The organism is Saonia sp. (assembly GCF_056326165.1).
Genome location: NZ_JBWFBN010000001.1, coordinates 437947 through 455073, shown reverse-complemented (window position 1 = coordinate 455073; position 17127 = coordinate 437947). Strand labels below are relative to the sequence as shown.

At 34.0% G+C, this 17127-nt stretch carries 17 protein-coding genes; 7 read left to right on the top strand and 10 right to left on the bottom strand.

The window, feature by feature from the left end:
- Position 1: 1 nt before the first annotated feature.
- The 3 genes from AC000W_RS02005 to AC000W_RS01995 all read left to right on the top strand — a co-directional run bounded on the left by AC000W_RS02005 (position 2) and on the right by AC000W_RS01995 (position 3339).
- Positions 2 to 2074 (top strand): M16 family metallopeptidase, encoded by a 2073-nt coding sequence (locus AC000W_RS02005; RefSeq protein ID WP_474745585.1) that lies wholly within the window; start codon positions 2 to 4, stop codon positions 2072 to 2074.
- A 99-nt stretch (positions 2075 to 2173) separates the two neighbouring features.
- Positions 2174 to 2917, top strand: a complete 744-nt coding sequence (locus AC000W_RS02000) for a hypothetical protein (RefSeq protein ID WP_474745583.1) — start codon at positions 2174 to 2176, stop codon at positions 2915 to 2917.
- Positions 2914 to 3339: a hypothetical protein gene (locus AC000W_RS01995; RefSeq protein WP_474745581.1), complete on the top strand. Its 426-nt coding sequence runs from the start codon at positions 2914 to 2916 to the stop codon at positions 3337 to 3339. Before AC000W_RS02000 ends, AC000W_RS01995 begins: the two co-directional genes overlap by 4 nt.
- Here the strand turns inward: AC000W_RS01995 and gldD are convergent, their stop codons facing one another.
- From gldD to mutY, 4 genes are read right to left on the bottom strand one after another with little or no spacing between them, the layout of a single operon-like run.
- Entirely contained in the window at positions 3340 to 3897 is a 558-nt protein-coding gene (gene gldD, locus AC000W_RS01990) for a gliding motility lipoprotein GldD (RefSeq protein WP_474745580.1), read from the bottom strand.
- Positions 3890 to 5215, bottom strand: coding sequence for a gliding motility-associated protein GldE (locus tag AC000W_RS01985; RefSeq protein ID WP_474745578.1), 1326 nt, complete (start codon positions 5213 to 5215; stop codon positions 3890 to 3892). The genes gldD and AC000W_RS01985 overlap by 8 nt, the downstream gene beginning before the upstream one ends.
- A gap of 19 nt (positions 5216 to 5234) precedes the next feature.
- On the bottom strand, positions 5235 to 5702 hold the full coding sequence (locus tag AC000W_RS01980; protein WP_474745577.1) for a single-stranded DNA-binding protein: 468 nt from the start codon (positions 5700 to 5702) through the stop codon (positions 5235 to 5237).
- A gap of 24 nt (positions 5703 to 5726) precedes the next feature.
- Positions 5727 to 6761 carry an A/G-specific adenine glycosylase gene (mutY, locus tag AC000W_RS01975; RefSeq protein WP_474745575.1) on the bottom strand — a complete coding sequence of 345 codons (1035 nt, stop codon included), beginning with the start codon at positions 6759 to 6761 and terminating at the stop codon, positions 5727 to 5729.
- Positions 6762 to 6873: 112 nt separating this feature from the next.
- On the opposite strand from mutY, the gene AC000W_RS01970 reads away from it, so the two are divergent.
- From AC000W_RS01970 to AC000W_RS01955, 4 genes are all read left to right on the top strand, one after another.
- Positions 6874 to 7179 carry an HU family DNA-binding protein gene (locus tag AC000W_RS01970; RefSeq protein ID WP_474745805.1) on the top strand — a complete coding sequence of 102 codons (306 nt, stop codon included), beginning with the start codon at positions 6874 to 6876 and terminating at the stop codon, positions 7177 to 7179.
- 265 nt (positions 7180 to 7444) lie between these two features.
- A complete protein-coding gene (locus AC000W_RS01965) occupies positions 7445 to 8992 on the top strand; it encodes an Rne/Rng family ribonuclease (RefSeq protein ID WP_474745573.1) in 1548 nt (515 codons plus the stop codon).
- A gap of 78 nt (positions 8993 to 9070) precedes the next feature.
- Positions 9071 to 9868, top strand: a complete 798-nt coding sequence (locus AC000W_RS01960; protein WP_474745572.1) for a DUF3667 domain-containing protein — start codon at positions 9071 to 9073, stop codon at positions 9866 to 9868.
- A 31-nt stretch (positions 9869 to 9899) separates the two neighbouring features.
- Entirely contained in the window at positions 9900 to 10373 is a 474-nt protein-coding gene (locus tag AC000W_RS01955; protein WP_474745570.1) for a regulatory protein RecX, read from the top strand.
- Here AC000W_RS01955 and AC000W_RS01950 read toward each other — a convergent pair.
- The 6 genes from AC000W_RS01950 to bioA form a co-directional block, all read right to left on the bottom strand.
- A complete protein-coding gene (locus AC000W_RS01950) occupies positions 10370 to 11233 on the bottom strand; it encodes a cupin-like domain-containing protein (RefSeq protein ID WP_474745569.1) in 864 nt (287 codons plus the stop codon). The genes AC000W_RS01955 and AC000W_RS01950 overlap by 4 nt on opposite strands.
- Positions 11234 to 11307: 74 nt before the next feature.
- Positions 11308 to 12402, bottom strand: a complete 1095-nt coding sequence (bioB, locus tag AC000W_RS01945; protein WP_474745567.1) for a biotin synthase BioB — start codon at positions 12400 to 12402, stop codon at positions 11308 to 11310.
- A gap of 131 nt (positions 12403 to 12533) precedes the next feature.
- Positions 12534 to 13973: a flotillin family protein gene (locus AC000W_RS01940; RefSeq protein WP_474745565.1), complete on the bottom strand. Its 1440-nt coding sequence runs from the start codon at positions 13971 to 13973 to the stop codon at positions 12534 to 12536.
- Positions 13974 to 13977: 4 nt separating this feature from the next.
- The gene (locus AC000W_RS01935) at positions 13978 to 14556 is read right to left on the bottom strand and encodes a hypothetical protein (RefSeq protein WP_474745564.1); all 579 of its coding nucleotides are present in this window, start codon (positions 14554 to 14556) and stop codon (positions 13978 to 13980) included.
- A gap of 71 nt (positions 14557 to 14627) precedes the next feature.
- Positions 14628 to 15788 (bottom strand): beta-ketoacyl synthase N-terminal-like domain-containing protein, encoded by a 1161-nt coding sequence (locus AC000W_RS01930; RefSeq protein ID WP_474745563.1) that lies wholly within the window; start codon positions 15786 to 15788, stop codon positions 14628 to 14630.
- Positions 15788 to 17056, bottom strand: a complete 1269-nt coding sequence (gene bioA / locus AC000W_RS01925; protein WP_474745561.1) for an adenosylmethionine--8-amino-7-oxononanoate transaminase — start codon at positions 17054 to 17056, stop codon at positions 15788 to 15790. Before bioA ends, AC000W_RS01930 begins: the two co-directional genes overlap by 1 nt.
- Positions 17057 to 17127 lie beyond the last annotated feature (71 nt).

Here is a 17127-nt window from a genome sequence, read left to right as displayed (position 1 = left end):
AATGAAAAAGTATATCCTATTTACCATACTGTCTTTGTTTATGGCAGTATCGCACGCACAGATAGACCGGAGCCAACAACCCAAACCGGGGCCAGCTCCAGAGATAAATTTACAAGAGCCTGTTAGTTTTGAGCTTAAAAATGGGCTTAAAGTTATGGTTGTTGAAAATCATAAATTGCCACGTGTTTCAATCCAATTAACCATTGACAACCCTCCAATTTTGGAAGGTGAAAAAGCTGGAGTTTCTTCTTTAACTGGTGCTTTAATCGGTAATGGTTCAACCTCTATTTCCAAAGACGATTTTAATGAGGAAGTGGATTTCCTTGGAGCCCGTATTAATTTTGGTTCACAAAGTGCTTTTGCAAGCAGTTTGTCCAAATATTTTCCTAGAATTTTGGAATTAATGGCAGATGCAGCTATTAATCCCAATTTCACTCAAGAAGAATTTGACAAGGAGAAGGATAAATTAATAACAGGCTTAAAAACTCAAGAAAAAGATGTTTCATCTATTGCCAATAGGGTCCAAAGTGCTTTGGCATATGGTAAAAGCCATCCTAAAGGAGAGTTTGTGACAGAGGAAACAGTGAACAATGTAACCCTTACAGATGTACAACAATTTTACCGGGATTATTTTGTGCCTGCCAATGCGTATTTGGTAGTTATTGGAGATGTGGATTTTGATAGCGCAAAAGAACTCATAACCAATCATTTTACTCCTTGGACAAAAGCTGTTCCGCCATCATTTAGTTATTCTGAGCCTTCACAGGCGCAATACACCCAGGTTAATTTTGTGGATATGCCAAATGCCGTCCAATCAGAAATTTCTGTTCAGAATTTGGTGGATTTAAAAATGAAAGATGATGATTATTTAGATGCCTTATTGGCCAATAGAATTTTAGGTGGTGGGGCACAAGCAAGGCTGTTTTTAAATCTAAGGGAAGATAAAGGATATACTTATGGGTCCTATTCTAGAATAGGAAATGACAAGTATGGCCCATCTACCTTTAGTGCTTCTTCCAGTGTTAGAAACATGGTGACAGATAGCTCTGTTGTAGAGATTTTAAAAGAAGTAGATAAAATTATCAATGAGCCTGTATCTGAGGAAGAATTGGCAAATGCCAAAGCAAAATATGTTGGTAGTTTTGTTATGGCACTAGAAAGACCACAAACTATTGCCAATTATGCACTTAATATTGAAACAGAAGGGCTACCTAAAGATTTTTATAAAACCTATTTGGAACGCATCAATGCAGTAACTATAGAGGATGTGCAAAAAGCTTCAAAAAAATATTTCTCTTCTGATAATGCAAGAGTCGTGGTAACTGGTAAAGGAAGTGAAGTACTTGAAAATTTAGAAAAAATACAGTTTAAGGGCAAGACTGTTCCCGTTATACATTATGATAAAACAGCAGAGAAAACAGAAAAGCCCAATTATAATGCTGTTGTTCCAGATGGGTTAACCGCTATTGCTGTTTTAGAAAAATATGTTGCATCCATTGGTGGAAAAGATAAATTAAATGGAGTAGAATCCTATTCAATGATGGCTGAAGCTGAAATGCAAGGAATGAAGTTAGAGCTAGAAATGAAAAAAACATCCCAGGACCAATTTATGCAAGATGTAAAAGTGATGGGTAATTCTATGAGCAAACAAGTTTTGGATGGCGACAAGGGGTATATGGTGATGCAAGGGCAGCGCAAGGACCTTTCTGAAGAAGAGTTACAGAAAATTAAGGAAGAATCCGCTCCTTTCCCAGAATTAACATGGATAGCCGCGGGAGGAATCTCATTGGAGGGCATAGAGGTTGTGGGTGATAAAAAAGCGTACAAGCTAAAAATAACCGATAACAAAACCTCTTTCTATGATATTGAAACAGGTTTGAAATTACAAGAAGTAAACACTTTAGAAATGCAAGGACAACAAATGACACAGACCTTGGCCTTAGATGATTACCAAGAAGTTTCTGGTATTAAGTTCCCATATAAGCTTACCCAGACCATGGGGCCACAAACTTTTGATTTTATTGTAAAAGAAATTAAAGTAAACGAAGGGGTAAGTGCAGCTGATTTTGAATAAAAAAAATAATCTTTAATTAAAAAGGGCACTTTTTAAAAGTGCCCTTTTTAATTTTATATTTTTGTTCTTCTCTTAAAAAAAGTCTCAAATTCAAAAAAAATGACCAAACGAAAACTTATACAAAAAAATAGAAAAGTACATCGCTATTTTGGAGTAATTCTCGGAATTCAATTTTTATTGTGGACTATAGGGGGGCTCTATTTCAGCTGGACAAATATTGATGAAATAAGAGGGGACAACCTAAAAACTGATGAGCCTTTAATTTCTTCAACTCATGAATACATTTCCCCAAGTGATTTTCTTCAAAAAAACTTGACTCATTCGGACAGTATCATTTCTATTGAATTAACCAATATTCTCAATGAGTCACATTATAAATTCCAATATATATCCAATGGAAAAAAACAGGTGGTACTTATCAATGCCCTTACAGGATTAAAAAGAAACCCTGCCACAAAAGAAGAGGCCGTGCAACTGGCAAAAAATAAATTAACGGTTAGTGCCAAAGTTAAAAAAGTGGAATACCTGACTGAAGCAGGAAGTCATCATGAATATCGTGAACGTCCTCTCCCAGCCTACGCTGTTACTTTTGATAAACCTGCAAATACTACTGTTTATATCTCTAAGAACCATGCCAATGTACAGACTTTTAGAAATAATAAGTGGCGAGTTTTTGATTTTCTATGGATGCTCCACACAATGGATTATCAAGGACGGGATAATTTTAACAACCTGTTATTAAGGGCATTTTCGTTTTTTGGAATTTTTACCATTCTATCTGGATTTAGTTTGTACCTTTTTACCTCAAAAAAAAATCAATATTCTAAAATCAAAAAAAAATGAAGTTTTTTAAATATTCTATACTTATAGTTTTAGTATTTCAAATAAGTTCTTGTAAACAAGAAAAAAAGAAAGAAGAAGGGCCTACCCAAATGGAACAAGTAATGGCCGTACATGATGAGGTAATGCCTAAAATGGGCACAATTGGTAAGCTAGTGGGAAAATTAAATGATATGGCAGATAGTACAGAAACTGGTTTAAAATATGAAGCTGCCAAAAGAGATTTACAAACTTCCCACAAGACCATGATGGATTGGATGCAAGGATTTGGTGATAGATTTGATTCTGACGAAATTCTAAATGGCAAAGAGCTTAGTGCTGAAAAACAAGAATGGCTCAATGAAGAGGAAAAAAAAATAAATGCCCTTAAAGAGCAAATTAATAAGAGTATAGAACAAGCCGAAGCATTATTGGGGCAAGAATAGTTATTCTTTCCACCTTAAGCTTTCCATAATCCCGCGGATATCTTTTTGAAGATATACTGCTGCTGGATAGATAGAATCGTAATTGGGTTTTGCGTAAAAGTATAGAGAGCCTGTCACAAAATGATTTATGCTGTCCGTAACATAAAATTGTGCTTGTGATGCTGCATTCCCTTTTACTTCATAAAACATTCCATAAACTTTACCATCCTCATTGATAAAAGGCTGTTCAGTAATATTATCTGCTTTTACGGCATGCTCGTATGATAGCTTTTGTGCATCGGTCAACAATGTTTCCAAATTGTTTTCTATTTCCTTGTAAGTAATAAAAATAGACCCTTTCATCATAGGATAGTCCAATGTTAAAGAGCAATTGTTTATGCCCTTAATCTTGGATATTTGGTTGTACTCAAAGGTGTAATAACAATCGCTTTCCAAATGCTTTGTAGCTTCATTTGAATAGTCCAAGCGTAACATGGCCTTTGGTTTAGGCAATACATCATCTTTACAGCTTCCTAAATTGATAATGAAAATAAGTAAGAAGAAAAACTTGTTACGCATTTGGAAGAGTGATTTTTATTTGTTTCAGTCTCTTTTTGTCAAGGCTTTCAACTATAAACTTATAATTCTTAAATTTTATTGTTTCCCCTCTTTTTGGAAAATTCCCGGCAATTTCTAAAACAAACCCAGCAATTGTTTCAGATTCTCCTTTTTGCTCTTCAAAATCATCCTCATCTTCAATCTTCACCACCCTATAAAAATCTTTTAACGTGGTTTTACCTTCAAAAACATAGTTATACTCATCCAATTTTGAAAATACTAAGTCTACATCATCAAACTCATCACTAATATCCCCAACTATTTCTTCAATAATATCCTCCAATGTCACTATTCCAGAAGTACCTCCATATTCATCCACCACAATGGCCAAATGGTTTTTCTTTTCTTGAAATTCTAACAATAAATCATCCAGTTTTTTATTCTCTGGAACAAAATAAGGGTCCCTTATCAAAGAAATCCAATTAAAGGTTTTGCGGTCTATATATGGCAAAAGATCTTTTACATAAAGTACTCCTAGAACATTGTCCATGTTTTCAGAAAAAACTGGTATACGGGAATACCCATTCTTTTTTATTTCTTGGAGAACTTCAGGAAATTTCATCCCCTCACTTAAAGCAAAAATATCTATTCTTGGACACATTACCTGCTTTGTATCTGTATTTCCAAAAGAAACAATACCTTCCAAAATTTTCTGTTCTTCTTTTGTAGTATCCCCTTCATTGGTAAGCTCCAATGCTTGGGACAGGTGATCCACACTTAAGTTTGATTTTTGTTTTCCCAATTTATCGTGCATAAAAATAGTTGCAGAGCGCATAGGCATACTTAAAGGTGAAAAAACAAAATCCAACATCTTTATGGGATAGGCCATAAATTTTGAAAAACTGATTCTGTTTCTATTAGCATAAATTTTAGGTAAAATTTCACCAAACATTAATATTAGAAAAGTGATAACCACAACCTCTAAAAGAAACCTAGCGGATATAATTCCAAAAAAATAATGATTGATATTTGAAAACAATATATCACCCAAAGAATTGAATAAAAGAACAATTCCTATGTTAATGGCATTATTGGCTATTAAAATAGTAGCAAGTAATTTTTTGGGTTTTTCAAGAAGTTTTACCACTATATTTCCAGTGGCCTTCTTCTCCTCTTCTAATTCGTTCACATCTGTGGTAGAAAGTCCAAAGAATGCCACTTCAGCACCAGAAATAAGAGCTGAACAAACCAAAAGAATTATTAAAATGATTGTTTTAAAGGCAAAAGCGCCATCAAAAACAGAAAAATACAATAACAAACTAAGGGGGTCTGGGTCCAATAGTTAAATTTTAATTTGTCTAAAATGGTAAATCATCATCCTGTTCTGGTTCACTAACAGGTTGTGGTTGCGCTTTTGGAGCTGCTGCAGGAGACTGCTGAGACTGCTCTTGTGGTTGTGCGCCAGAACTGGCATTTGCTTGGCTTTCTTTTTTGGTAGATAAAAAAGTAAACTCTTGTACATGTACTTCAGTAGTGTACCTAGTATTACCATCTTCTCCTTGCCATTGCCTGTTTTTAAGTCGGCCTTCCACATAGATTTTATCTCCTTTGCTTAGATATTTTTCACATATTTCCGCAGCCTTATTACGCACTACTATGTTGTGCCAATCCGTATTGGTCACTTTTTCTCCTGTCTGCCTATTAGTATAGGTTTCGTTAGTTGCCAATGGAAAACGTGCAATACAGTTGCCACCTTCAAAATAGTGAATTTTAACTTCGTCTCCTAGATGCCCAATTAACATCACTTTATTCAATGTTCCACTCATAACTTTTATCTTAAATCAAAAATACTAAATTTTAAATGCTTTTATAAAGTCAGCAATTAAAACTGGTACAGGATATTTTTCTAGTTCAGAAAACTTAACTCCCTCACCATTTACTTCCGTTTTTACTATCCAAAATTTAGTGTGTAAATGTTGATGAGAAAGTTTATGGACTATTGGCCGTTCATTATGTAAAAATACTTCCGAGCCATTCTTTGTATTAATTACTTGTCCCATTTCTTTTTTTACTTCCTCTAAATTAATTTCCTTTTCGGTTTCCAACAAAGGAAATTCAAACAAATTCCGCCATATACCTTTGCCTTCTCTTTTATTAAATATTGTCCTATAATCATTGTCCAGTACTACCAAATAGTTAAAATATCTATTTCTTACTTTTACCTTCTTCAACTTCACTGGCAAGTTTTTAATACTGTTTTCCCTAAGAGCTACACAACCATTATTTAAAGGGCAAATGTCGCAATTTGGGCTTTGTGGAGCGCATTGAAGGGACCCAAATTCCATTATACCTTGATTGTAGTCCCTAATATTCTTAACACTCATGACCTCTTTGGCAAACTTCTTAAAATAGGTACTGCCTTTGGAGCTATTGATAGGTATATTAATTCCAAAATATCTTGCTAAAACTCTATACACATTTCCGTCCAGAACAGGCTCTGGTTTATTAAAACAGAAAGATGCAATTGCACTTGCCGTATAATCCCCAACCCCTTTTAGCTTTATTAACTCATTGTAGGTCTTGGGAAAGACACCATTATAATCATTTACAATTGTCTTAGCCGTAAAATGTAAATTTCTTGCTCTAGAATAATATCCTAATCCTTGCCATAGTTTTAAAACTTCTTCCTCACTGGCATTTGCAAGATGTCCCACTGTTGGAAAATTATTTATAAACCTATGATAATAAGGCATTCCTTGATCAACCCTAGTCTGTTGTAGCATTATTTCTGAAAGCCAAATATTGTAAGGATTTCTAGTATTTCTCCATGGCAAATTCCTTTTATTAAGAAGATACCATGATATTATTTTTTCAGAAAAAGACATTATTAAAACAATAATGGATAAAAGTAGTGGTTTAATTACTTAAAATTAGTTCATTAGGATAAAAGATTCAATTTAATTTATATATTTGCAACCCTAAAAAAACATACGGAAAATTTATTTTAAAAAAATGACGAAAGCTGATATTGTAACGAAAATCTCTGAAAAATTGGGGATTGAAAAAGGAGATGTACAAGCAACTGTTGAATCTTTTATGGAAGAGGTAAAAACCTCTTTAGAAAGTGGTGATAATGTTTATTTAAGAGGTTTTGGTAGTTTTATTATCAAAACAAGAGCAGAAAAAACCGGTAGGAATATTTCTAAAAACACTACCATAAAAATACCAGCTCACAACATTCCCGCATTTAAGCCTGCCAAGGTATTTGTTGAAGGTGTAAAGAGCAACGTACAAGTAAAATAATAATTAAAAAGAACATTTATGCCGAGTGGTAAAAAAAGAAAAAGACATAAGGTAGCTACCCATAAGCGCAAAAAGCGTAGGAGAGCTAACCGTCACAAGAAAAAGTAGTTGTAACAACTACTTTTTCATTTTAATACGTTCATTGACATAGAAATCCTCAAAAGGATTTCGACGGGTTTTATTATACAACCTGTAATAACTATTGTTTAATCTATTTGTCCCAAAAGAATGGCATTGCCATTGGGATAAATAAAAATTGATTCAGGTGAATAGAGAATTAATCGTAAGATCTAGTTCCACAGCCGTCGATTTTGCCTTATTAAAGGATGGAAAACTCACAGAATTGCATAAAGAAGAAGATAACAACAACTTTTCAGTTGGTGATATTTTTCTTGCCAAAATTAGAAAGCCAGTAACTGGCCTTAATGCGGCATTTGTAAATGTAGGTTATGAAAAAGATGCTTTTTTGCATTATCATGATCTTGGGCCGCAATTATCTTCAATGCTAAAGTTCGTTAAGAACGTGAGTACAGGGAAACTAAAAGATTATTCCCTTAAAAATTTTCCATTTGAAAAAGATATTGATAAAAATGGTAGCATAAATGATGCTATCAAAGCCAATCAATCTTTATTGGTGCAAATTGTTAAAGAACCCATATCCACAAAAGGACCACGTATTAGTTCCGAGCTATCCTTAGCAGGACGTTATTTAGTAATGGTCCCTTTTTCTGACCGAGTTTCTGTTTCTCAAAAAATAGAATCCAACGAAGAAAAAGACAGGTTAAAAAGGCTTGTTAAAAGCATTAAGCCTAAAGGATTTGGAGTTATCATTAGAACAGTTGCAGAAGGCAAAAAAGTAGCAGAGCTGGACAAAGATTTAGAAAACTTGTTGTCCAAGTGGACAGCAATGTGTAAAAAATTGTATAAAGCACCCCATCCATACAAAGCAATGGTAGAACTCAATAGAGCTTCTTCTATTCTTAGAGATGTTTTTAATGATTCCTTTACAGGAATTCATGTAGATGATGAAACGCTTTATGACCAGATTAAAGATTATGTGCAAGAGATTGCACCAACTAAAGAGTCTATTGTAAAACTATATAATTCTTCTGTTCCCATTTTTGAAAAATTTGGGATAGAAAGGCAAATTAAAACCTCTTTTGGTAGAACAGCTACCATGAGTAAAGGTGCTTATTTGATTATTGAACATACTGAAGCACTACACGTAGTAGATGTTAATAGTGGCAACCGATCTAATAAGGCTAAAAATCAAGAGGATACAGCTTTGGAAGTAAATCTACTTGCAGCTTCAGAAATTGCAAGACAACTACGTTTGCGTGATATGGGAGGTATCATTGTAGTAGATTTTATTGACATGACTAAGCCAGACCATAGAAGAAAACTGTTTGACCATCTTAAGAATGAGATGAAAGATGACAGAGCCAAACACAAAATACTACCTCCAAGTAAGTTTGGACTTATACAGATTACTAGACAAAGGGTACGCCCAGAGATGAATATTAAAACAAGTGAGGAAAATCCAAATGGCAGCGGCCAAGAGGTAGAGGCTCCAATTGTTTTAATAGATAAAATAAATTCTGATCTGGAAAAATTACTTAAAGGACCTGCAGATAAAAATGGAATAACATTAAATATTCATCCATTTATAGCAGCATACCTAACCAAAGGTTTTCCATCCATACGTTTCAAGTGGTACTTGGAACATAAAAAATGGATTAAAGTACAGCCTAGGGATGCATATACGTATCTTGAATATCGTTTTAAGAATAAAGACGGTAAAACTATATATTAAAAAAAGCGACTTCGGAAACGGAGTCGCTTTTTTTGTTTATTGAACTTTCTTTTTAAATTTAAAGCATAACCAACTTCCATGACTTGTAAAAATTGTGAATCCCAACTATCTAAAACGACACTCTTCTGCAGTAAATGTGGCGCAAAAATTATAGATGACAGAATCACTGTAAAGAATTTACTCTCCGATGCTTTTGTAAATGCTTTTGGCTGGGACAATAAATTTTATGTAACCATAAAAACTCTAATCCTAAAGCCAAAAAAAATATTTGAGGAATATATAAATGGTACTAGAAAACGCTATATGAATCCCTTTGCTTTCCTAACAATAGGGTTGGCGATTGTTGTTTTTGTTTTTAATACATTCTCTGATAATTTTATGAATATTACAAAAGAAGCAAATGAAAGTCAAATAGAATGGTATGTAGAAAATTTTGGTGAAAGCTTTGCCAATGAAGAATTTCAGCAAAAGATGAGGGAGACTTCAGACAAATCTACAGGATTCATGCTTAAGTATTTAAATATATTTTCCTATCTGAATATTCCCATATATGCGTTATTAGCATTTATAGTTTATAGAAAACCTTTTAATTATGGTGAACACCTAGTTATTAATTCATATATTCAGGGATTAGGCTTTTTATCTGCAACCTTTTTATTTCTTTTATCTATTCTAATTCATCCTCTTTTCTATTATATAAATATTCCAATTATTGTGTTTTACTATTCCTATTCATACGGCAGGCTATATAAACTAAGTTTTTGGAATAGTGTCCTAAAGTTAATCATATTCCTTTCACTACTAATCGCAATTATAGTAGGTCTTATGATTATAGGTGTTATAATTGGGTTTTTATTTAGCTATCTTACCCATTAACACAAGCTAAATTATATTTACAACTACCATATTGAATTCAAAAATCAATTTTACTCTAACAGAAGCTATAATAAAAATAGAAGGTTATTGTGCCTACCAAGAACGCTGTCATAAAGAAGTTGAGAATAAGCTTAGAGAAATGAAAATGATTCCCGAAGCAATAGGCCATATTATAGCTCATCTACTAAAAGAGAACTACCTTAATGAAGAGCGTTTTGCCAGAAGCTATGCCAGAGGCAAGTTCAACATTAAAAAATGGGGTAAAAATAGAATTGTATTAGAATTAAAAAAAAGAAATATCTCCATATACAATATTAAAAATGCCTTGCAAGAAATTGATGAAGATGTATATATAAACACACTTGATTCTCTTTCTAAAAAAAGATTACAACAGATAAGGGAAACCAATACCCAAAAAAGGAAAAAGAAATTAGCAGATTATTTGCTCTACCGAGGATGGGAAAGTCATTTAGTCTATGATAAGATTAAAGAACTTATTAATTAAAACAAGTTTTTATTGGTTCTTTTAATTGCTTGTTCATTTTTCCAATCTATCCATATTTGACCCTTAATCCTTCTCATTAAATTATCGTAGTTACGCATTAGAATTATATTGTAAAATGCTTTTCCAATGTTTTTAGGATTTCGAGCAATTGCACGCAAACTCATAGAAAATCCGGGGGTAAGATACTTCATATGGTGCCAATAACCTTCCGGCATATATAAGACTTCGCCATGCTCCAGTTTCGTTTTGTATCCATTGGCTTGTTTTAATGCTGGCCACTTATTAAAACTAGGGTTTGAGAAATTTATACTCTCGTGTGTAATTAATGAATGTGGTATTTTGTATAAAAATTTATTTTCAGTTTGGGGAAACAAAATACACTCCTTGGTTCCTTCAAAATGAAAATGAAAAATGTTTGCCAAATCTATATCATAGTGCATAAACGTATGAGAATTAGAGCCTCCAAAAAAAAGCATGGGTACACTTTTTAAAAGTCTCAATCCAAAATCTGGGTATTCAAAATCTTTTTGAAGTTCTGGAACTTCTTTAATAATATTCCATAAAAAAATACGGTATTTGGTAGGTTCGCTTTTAAGCAACTCTATATAATCAGTCATTTTCATGGAAGCATGCGCCTGATTAAAACCATCCCTATAATCTACGGGTCTATCATCGTATAATGGAACTGTTTTATCCCCGGCCACAGATTTCATATAATCCAAATTCCATTTGGAATATGCAGGCCAGTCCTTTATAGACTCTTCCATAACCACAGGTTTTTGTGGTTTAAAATAGTCATTGATAAAGTCCGTTTTGGAAAGGGTTTTAACCCTTGGGATTTCCTGTAAGTTCAATACCAAGTATATTGTTGTTAACTTTCAAAGTTATAAAACACAACAATATAAAGTCATAAAATTTTCTTATAGATGTAGGCTTAGTCTGTAATTCTTGCCTTTTCTTTGGCAATTTCGTTACGCTCAATAGTATGTTCTGGCCTAGTCCATCTAGGTTTTTCACCGAGTGAAGAAAGTTTGGAATCCTCGGCTTCAACAGTTTTGGGCTGAGAAATTTTAGTGAATGGTTTTTGAGGGTTTAGACCCAACAGTCTAAACATTTCCATATCCTCATTTACATCTGGATTTGGCGTGGTCAAAAGTTTATCCCCGGCAAAAATAGAATTAGCCCCGGCAAAAAAGCACATGGCCTGACCTTCTCTGCTCATTTCAGTTCTTCCCGCAGACAATCTCACCTGGGTTTCCGGCATCACAATTCTAGTTGTGGCAACCATACGTATCATATCCCAAATAGATACAGGTTCTATATCTTCCATTGGGGTTCCTTCCACAGCAACCAAGGCATTGATTGGCACTGATTCTGGTTGTGGGTCTAAAGTAGAAAGAGCTACTAACATTCCTGCACGATCTTCCAGTTGTTCTCCCATACCAATAATCCCCCCGCTACAAACGGTTACATTGCTTTTACGAACATTGTCTATGGTATCCAATCTATCTTCAAAAGCACGGGTAGAAATTACATCTTTATAATAATCTTCCGAGGTGTCTAAATTATGGTTGTAGGCATAAAGGCCTGCTTCTGCCAAGCGATGTGCTTGGTTCTCTGTAAGCATACCCAAAGTACAACAAACTTCCATATCCAATTTGTTGATAGTGCGTACCATTTCCAAAACTTGGTCAAATTCTGGGCCGTCTTTTACATTACGCCATGCTGCTCCCATACAAACTCTAGAACTACCTGAAGCTTTTGCCCTAAGAGCCTGTGCCTTTACATGCGAAACAGTCATTAAATCATTCCCTTCAATATCTGTATGATAACGAGCGGCTTGTGGACAATATCCACAATCCTCTGGGCAACCACCTGTTTTTATAGACAATAAAGTAGAGACCTGTACTGTATTTGGATTATGATTCTTACGATGTATAGTCGCAGCATCATATAATAATTCCATTAAAGGTTTATTATAAATATCAAGGATTTCCTCTTTTGTCCAATTGTGTCTTATTTCGCTCATAAATACAGTAAATAGAGGGTCAAAAATAACTTATTTAAAATCAAATCCCAATAAAGAAAAAGTCTCTAACATAAAAGACCTGTTGGTTAATAATAATCAACAGGTCTTTTCAGGTTATTTGAATTGAAAGACTACTCTTTTTCTTCTTTATTCTTTGATTTAGATTCTTTTGGTGACTCCTCTTCTATCTCTTTAGTATCTGCCTCTTTTCCTTTTAGATATTCTGGCAATTGCATTCCTGCCATATTAAACATTTCTTGTAATGGTGGAACTGCTTTATACATTCCAGAAATAAAGTTAGAGGTTGATGTTTTTCCGTCTTTACCGTTCCCATTTTCCCAAACGGTAACCTTATCAATCTTAATATTCTTAATAGCTTCTGCCTGAGTTTTTACTAATTCCGGCAATTTATCCGCAATTAAAAGTAGCACAGCATCTTTAGGGTCATTCCCTGCTGCCTTTACAATCTCATCTAAACCTGCAGCTTGTTTTGTCAATACCTCAAACAATCCCTTTGCTTCAGCCTGTGCTTTAAATAGAATTGCATCTGCCTCTCCTTTCGCTTTTCTACGTATTCTTTCAGCTTCAGCTTCAGCGTCAATCTCTACCTTTTTTTTGTCTATTTCTGCAGGAACAATAATATCTGCCATTTGCGAAGAACGTTCCCTTTCTGCTCTTGCAACTTCTGCTTGTTGTTCTGCTGCATATGATTCTTCCAATGCCATTGCTGATTGTACTTTTTCTGAAGCAATTGCTACACGTTCCGCCTCTGCTTCTCTTTGACGACGAAGTGAGTCGGAATTGGCAACTGCAATTTTAGCAGTATTCTCTCCTTCTACAGCCTGGGCATTGGCAGCGGCTACTTGTGTTCTTTCATCTTGCACAGCATTTGCCTCTCCAATAGAACCGTCTCTTGTTTTTTCTGCTACAGACTTACGTGCCGCATTAATTGCATGTGCAGCGGCTTCTTTACCAAGAGCTTCAATATAACCAGACTCATCAACAATATCTGTAATGTTTACATTGATTAATTTTAACCCTACTTTTTTAAGTTCGGATTCTACACTTTGAGAAATATTGGTTAAAAACTTATCTCTATCAGAATTAATTTCTTCAATATCCATAGAAGCAACTACCAAACGTAACTGACCAAATATAATTTCTTGTGCCAAATCCTGAATTTCATTTTGACCCAATCCTAGTAATCTTTCAGCAGCATTTTGCATAATTCCAGGCTCCGTAGAAATCCCAATTGTAAAACGTGAGGGTACATTTACTCTAATATTTTGCTTACTTAATGCATTTACTAGATTTACTTCTATTGATATAGGTGTTAAATCCAAAAATTCATAATCCTGGATAACAGGCAAAATAAATGCTGCACCACCGTGAATACATTTCGCGGATTGTCCTCCACCTACCTTACCATAAACAACTAAAATTCTATCTGAAGGACATCGTTTGTAACGACGAATTAGTATTACTAATAATATGAATATAAAAAAGATAGTAAAACCAATAGTTATTAATGGTCCGAAACCTTCCACTTGCAATAAAATGGCATTTAGCATATAATTATTTTTTTAATTGTTCTACAATAAGAATACCGTTATCTGTTACTTCTTTTACTTTTATCACTGCTCCAGTTTTTATATCCACATCTTCATCTGTCAACGCTTCCAAATCTCTTAAAGCTCCTTGTACTTTTATTTGCACTTTCCCCGTTTTGGATCTATTGGCGCCTATAGTAAGATATACTTCTCCTATAGATCCTTGTGCATTCTTCATTTTTAGTGTACCACTGCTTTTTAATTTAGAAAGTTGATACATTAAAAAAGTCATAACAAACATCATAATTAATCCACAAATAACAGAAATAACAATCGTCATTGTGTGAGAGTATCCAGCATCAATACAAGAAATTCCAGACCAGCCAAAAATGGTAAAAAAAGCAACTAAATTCTTAAAGGTAAAAAACTGAAATCCTACACCTACATCACCCTCTATATCAGCATCAACATCTCCATCCATATTGTCTCCATCACCACCAAATATTGTAGAAACAGCAACAAAAACAAAAAAAAGTGAAGCAATACCAGCTATTATCCAATACACTTTATCAAAAGAAGCAAGCTCAGAAAACCACTCTACCATAATTTTATAATTTAGTTAGAAAATACCTTTTAGAAATATATAGGTTTTAAAATTCTAAAACAAGAAAACCTTTATTTAGACAATAAGACACTCACTGCATTACCTCCAAAGCCAACTGCATTTATAAGAATTCTTTTGATTTTTTTAGGAATAGGAGAATTCTCAATGTATGGGACTTTTATACATTCTTGATGTTGCAGCATTAAAATAGCAAGCTCAACACTCAACATCCCTGAAGTACCAAAAGTATGTCCTACTTTCCATTTATTTGTAGTTAAATATGGTGTTTTGTTACAAAAAACTTTTTCAATGGCATTTTTTTCTGATGCATCTCCTTTAATAGTTCCTGGGGCATGCATTACAATTATATCTACTGCATCTGGTTTTATATTGCCCAAAGCCATCTTCATGGAACGTTGAAAACATTGAGCATCAGAAGAAATAGATATGTTATGCTCCAAGGTTTCAGTCGCATACCCTATGCCTTCAATTATTGCTAAAGAATTTTCCTTTTTTCCTTTTTCCAAACATGCCATAGAAGCACCTTCTCCCAAAACCATGGTATTTCTTTTCTTTTTTAAATCCAATGCCATGCAAGGGTACTCACTATTTTCATTTGAATAAATCTTTAGCCCTTTCATCTGAGCAATGGTAAAAGACGTTAAAGGAGCTTCGCTGCCTCCTACTAAAAATTTATTTGCCATGCCACTTTTAATCCATGCTATTCCATTTAACAAAGCATGTAGTGCTGTGGAACAAGTAATAGAATGCGATATTTCTGGCCCCTGTGTACCTAAATCATGGGCCACCCATGAGGATATATTTCCCAATGTAGTTGTTGGAGATGCTAATGTTGATACTGTATGCTTTTGAAGAAACTCTTGATGATATTTTTCAAAAAGAGTTGTTGCTCCACGAGATGAGCCAATATTTACCCCAAAATTATCTTTGGACTGCCATCTTGCATTTTTAATAGCACTTCTAGAGGCATATATAGCATATAATACCGTATTATCTAGGTTTTTATATTTGGCATCAGATAGTCTAAGCTTTTCTATTTCTTGCTTTGCATCATTTGGAAGTTGTGCTGTCCACACCTTTTTATCTCCATATTTTAGCTGACTTAAAAAATGGGCGTCTTTTTTATAATTCTCCCATGTTTCTTCCAAAGAAGTTCCCAATGGGGAAATAGATGAAATAGCTGTTATGGAAATTGAAGAGTTAGGTATCATTAAACTATATTCAAAACAATTATGATACTACTGTATATTTTTTGCATTTGCTCTTTTGAAATTATGTAAGGTGCCAAAATATAAATTGTATTTCCCAAAGGGCGAAGAAACACTCCATCATCCATAAAATGATTGAAAAGCTTGTCCCTTAAACTTCCGTAGCGGTCCATTTTAATATTAAGATCTAGTGCATAAATAACTCCTATTTGACGTGTTCTAGCAACTTTGGGGTGGTTCTTAATCTTAGCATCAAACTCTTGATGCCATAAAATAATATTTTTTATGTTTTTCTGAATTTCATCAGACTGTAATAATTCCAATCCAGCCAATGCCGCGGTACATGCTATTGGATTTGCAGTATAGGTATGTCCGTGGAATAAGCCTTTTGAAATATCATTACTATAAAAAGCATCATAAATTTTTTGAGTACAACTAGTTATAGCCATGGGAACCACACCTGCGGTCAGCGCCTTGGATAAACATATAATATCCGGTTTGGTTTCTATATAATCTGATGCGAAAAACTTACCTGTTTTGCCAAAACCGGTCATTACTTCATCCGCAATTGTCAGAACATTATGTTGTTGTAATAACTTCAAAATTTTGTTCAATTCCTCTGCTCTATACATTTTCATAGCAGCAGCACCTTGAACAAGAGGTTCATAAATAAATCCCGCAATATTACCCTTCATTAAATACTCATTCAACTTAGTCAATATAGAATCAATATTTTTTGCTGTTGGAACAGGAATTCGTTCTACTTCAATAAAAAAATCTTCAAAAGCACCATTATAGACAGACAGACCAGAAACAGACATTGAACCAAATGTGTCACCATGAAAGCCCTCCTCAAAGGCCAATAGCACGTTGCGCTTATTTCCTAAATTATGATGATACTGTAAAACCATTTTAATTCCAATCTCTGTGGCTGTGGAACCGTTATCTGAAAAAAAAAGTTTATACTGATTATTTGGAAGAATTTTAATAAGCTCTTCTGAAAGTTTCACTGCAGGTTCATGGGTAAATCCACTAAAAACAACCTGATCTAATTGGTTTAGTTGTTTATATATTCTTTCAATAATAAAATCATTACAATGACCATACATGCTAGTGTACCATGAGGAAATTCCATCTATATATTCCTTATTATTTTCATCAAACAAAAGTGCGCCTTTTGCCTTTGAAATTCCCAGCATATTGGGGTGCAGTTTATGTTGCGTTAGCGGATGCCAAATATATTTTTTGTCTCTTTCAGAAAGATTTTTCAATGTGATAGAATTTAATAAAACCCTTTTTATCTATCTTGCAAAGATGGTAATTAATCATAAATAATTACAAG